This window comes from Calditrichota bacterium (assembly GCA_014359355.1).
Classification (GTDB): domain Bacteria; phylum Zhuqueibacterota; class Zhuqueibacteria; order JANLFK01; family Oleimicrobiaceae; genus Oleimicrobium.
Window position 1 is genome coordinate 1 of record JACIZP010000045.1, and the last position, 3,576, is coordinate 3,576.

Sequence of the window (3,576 nt, forward strand, 5' to 3'; positions counted from 1 at the left end):
CCAGCGGAGCAGGGTGGGCGCGTGTGGCAGCATGCGCAGCAGTTCGGTCAGCCCATCGCGCCAGGTCATGAGCTCGGGGGCCTTGCCAACCGGCATCTCATAGCGCGTCAGGTTTCTGATCCCCTTGGTGAATGCTCTTACCAGGCGGCTATCTTCGGGGGCCTTGCGCAGGAGTTCATCCTCCAACGCGTCGACATCGGTGAAAAGGACGAGCTGGTTTCCTTCGGTGTCTTCTACGCGGAAGAGCTCGGAGAAGTCAACGAACTGTATCTGGCTAAGGTCGACGACTTCGTTCCACAGCTGGTAGAGGGGACTTGCTGGACTCGACCCAACGAGCCAATGCACGCAATTGTCGATGATGTAGTCGGCCCTGTTCCAGGCAGTGCACAGCCCCCCCGGGGCCTTGTTCATCTCAAAGATGGTGCAGTCGTAGCCGCTGCGCTGCAGGTAGATGCCTGCGCTCAAGCCGGCAATGCCGCCGCCGATGATGGCCACTCGCTTTGCCATGAGGTCCTTCCAAGACAGAGTGCGCAGCACGGATGAGGAATTGGCGGGTTGCACGCAAATTGGAGGCGGTTCGGCGTGGTCATGCTCCCGCCAAGGGGACTCTCAAAAATGTTCAACCCAGAAGCGAGCCTGGATGCGGACCGTCCTAGAGCAAATCGCTCAGAGTTCGATTCCTCGGCGCGAAGCAACTCCGCGGTCGTAGTAGTGCTTGAGGCAGCGCATCTCTGTGACCAAATCGGCGGCGTCGAGAATCGCCTGCGGTGCATTACGGCCAGTGAGGATCAACTCCACGTGGGACGGCTTTGCCGCGATGAGGGCCAGCACGTCGCCCACGGCAATGAGCCCGAAATCGAGGGCCACATTGACCTCGTCGAGGACCACGAGATCGAACTGGCCCGAGCTCACCGACTGTCGGGCCAGGCGGAGGGCCTCGCCGGCTAAGCGTACGTCCTCCGGGTCAGGATTGTCCCTGTCGACGAAGCTCGCTCTGCCCATCTGGGTGATCGTCACCAGCCCGCCAAGGCGCCGTGCCGCGGCTATCTCTCCGTAGCGAATGTCACCTTTCATGAACTGGATGACGTGGCTGCGCAAGCCATGTCCTGCCGCGCGGAAGACCAGCCCCATGGCGGCAGTGGTCTTCCCCTTACCGTCGCCTGTGTAGACCTGCACGTAACCCTGTAAGAGCCGAGCGGGCGCCACAGTCGTCTACTTCAGCTTCTTGATCTCTGCTATCATCAAAGGCACGACCCTAAAGAGGTCGCCCACCACACCATAATCGGCAACCTTGAAGATGTTGGCCTCGGGGTCCTTGTTGATGGCGACGATGCATTTTGAAGAAGACATGCCGGCCAAGTGCTGCGTGGCGCCAGAGATGCCGCAGGCGATGTAGAGATTCGGAGAGATGGTCTTGCCGGTCTGTCCAACTTGATGCTGGTGGTCCATCCAGCCGGCGTCCACTGCCGAGCGGGACGCGCCCACTGCGCCACCCAACAGTTTCGCCAGCTCCTCGAGTATGGCAAAGTTCTCCGGGCCCTTCATACCGCGGCCGCCGGACACGACAATGTCCGCCTCGGAGACGTCGGGCATTTCGCCCGTGGAATAGACGGTCTCGCGAACGGTGACTTTGCGCGACGCCGCACCCAGTTCAGCACTGATGCCGGTCACCTCAGGCTGACGATTGCTCTGCGCAGCTGGCACAGCGAAGGTGTTGGGCCGCACGGTGACGATGGGTGAAGGGCCGGACAACCCCACCTTGGCGCGCAGCTTGCCGGCGTACACCGGCCTCACCACGCTGATCTGTCCATCATTGACCTCAAGCCCGATACAGTCGGTGGCTAAGGCCGAGCGCAGTCTCGCTGCAAGGCGCGCGGAGAGGTCTTTGCCAAGAGCCGTGGCCGCCATGAGTATGAGCCCGGGAGAACTCTGCTTGACCACCGCCTGGAGCGCGTCGGCATAGCGGCAGGGTTCAAACTGCTGGTACTCGACCCCTTCCACTTTGTACACACGCGACACGCCCACTTCATCCAAGCACTGCATGGCCTGTTGGTCGGCGTTACCGACCACAGCCGCCGCCACGGTGCACTTGAGTTGCGCAGCAACCTGCGTTGCCGCACCGATTGCCTCCAGCGAGGACCGTCGAATCACTCCATCTTTGAACTCAACCCAGACAAGAACCTCAGATGCCATCTATCGTCCTCCGATTGCTTTCCACGACGTCAGAACACTTTGGCTTCTTCTCTCAGCAAACGGACTAGCTCAACCGCCGTCGTCTCGGGTTCGCCTTGGAGGATCTTGCCTTTGCCACGGGCCGGCGGCAACTCCAGATGCTGCACCTTGTACGAGGGACGCAGCTCCTCGGCAGAGATTCCGAGGGACGAAGGGGTGACGACTGGGATCTCCTTCTTCTTGGCGAGCATCAAGCCGCGCAGCGCCGGGTAGCGGGGCTCATTGAGGCCCTTCTGTGCGGTGATGACCGCCGGCAGCTGGACCTCCACTGTCTGCGTGCCGCCGTCGACTTCCTTGCGGCAGATGGCCTTGCCATCGGCAAGCTCTAACTTGGTAACGACCGCCACGTGGGGCAAGTCGAGGAGCTCCGCCACGAAGGTCCCCACTGCTGCCAGGTCGTCATCGATGGCCTGTTTGCCGCACAACACGAGGTCAAACGGGGATTGCGCTATCGCTTTCGACAGCAATCGCGCGCGGCCCAGGGCATCCAGGTCAGGAAGCTGGCTGTCATCGATGCGCAGGGCATCGTCTGCGCCCATGGCGATGCAGGTGCGCAAGGCCTCGTCGGCGCGCGGCGGCCCAATGGTCACCACCAGCACATGGCCCCCCTTGGCCTCCTTGATGCGGATGGCCTCCTCAACGGCGAACTCGTCATAGGGATTGACGATGAACTTGATGCCGGACTCGACGATCCTGGCCGGCGCACTGCTATCCGGCCGCACCGCCGCTTCTGTGTCGGGTACTTGCTTCACCAGGACGACAATGTTCATTTCTGCTACCTCATCGTTGCTCCGTCCATACCCTTGAGTCGCTAAAGATACAACAAATCCGCAAAATGTCAATAGGAATCTCGCCAGCATTGCTGCTCCAGTGAAACGCGTGCTGGTGAGTACGATCAGCCGGAGGAAGTCGCATTCGCAGGCGCACGCCACCAGAGAAAGCTGTGCGGGTCCTGAGGTGGCAGGTAACTCCCGTCCGAGGCCTGTCGCCCGGCGAAGTGGTTTGTACGGGAGTGAACAGCCTCACACGGAGGAGCGCCAAATCGTTAAGCACAGGCAAGCGAACCGTCAGGGCTCTCCGGAACTGGCGCAGCTGGCAGGTAACAAAGAGCTTTACAATTTAGCGTGGATTTGCTATATTTCTGCCTACGCTGACCGGCCGGGGGTTGGCGGTCAGCCGGTTCTTCCTCGAAAACTCTGGCAAAAGGAGGGATGTGCTACTGATGCGTCTCAGTGAGGTGCTTTCTGTTCTTCCCGAGGCAAAGGGACTGTCTGCTCTTCCCGACATCGATGTTCCGGCCGTCGTCTACGATCCGTTGCGCGTAGTGCCGGGTGCGGTGTTTGT

At 60.9% G+C, this 3,576-nt stretch carries 4 protein-coding genes; all 4 read right to left on the reverse strand.

The window, feature by feature from the left end; all coding sequences use genetic code 11:
• A partial coding sequence (locus H5U38_02020; GenBank protein MBC7185789.1) for an NAD(P)-binding protein occupies positions 1-507 on the reverse strand: 507 nt, incomplete at its 3' end.
• A 159-nt stretch (positions 508-666) separates the two neighbouring features.
• Positions 667-1,206 (reverse strand): cob(I)yrinic acid a,c-diamide adenosyltransferase, encoded by a 540-nt coding sequence (cobO, locus tag H5U38_02025; protein ID MBC7185790.1) that lies wholly within the window; start codon positions 1,204-1,206, stop codon positions 667-669.
• Between the two features lie 6 nt (positions 1,207-1,212).
• Positions 1,213-2,193, reverse strand: coding sequence for an electron transfer flavoprotein subunit alpha/FixB family protein (locus H5U38_02030; GenBank protein ID MBC7185791.1), 981 nt, complete (start codon positions 2,191-2,193; stop codon positions 1,213-1,215).
• Positions 2,194-2,222: 29 nt separating this feature from the next.
• Entirely contained in the window at positions 2,223-3,002 is a 780-nt protein-coding gene (locus tag H5U38_02035) for an electron transfer flavoprotein subunit beta/FixA family protein (GenBank protein ID MBC7185792.1), read from the reverse strand.
• Positions 3,003-3,576 lie beyond the last annotated feature (574 nt).

Bases quoted from the DNA above. Each gene is read 5' to 3' on its own strand.
- H5U38_02035 (MBC7185792.1), bottom strand. From the start codon at position 3,002: ATGAACATTGTCGTCCTGGTGAAGCAAGTACCCGACACAGAAGCGGCG.
- H5U38_02030 (MBC7185791.1), bottom strand. From the start codon at position 2,193: ATGGCATCTGAGGTTCTTGTCTGGGTTGAGTTCAAAGATGGAGTGATT.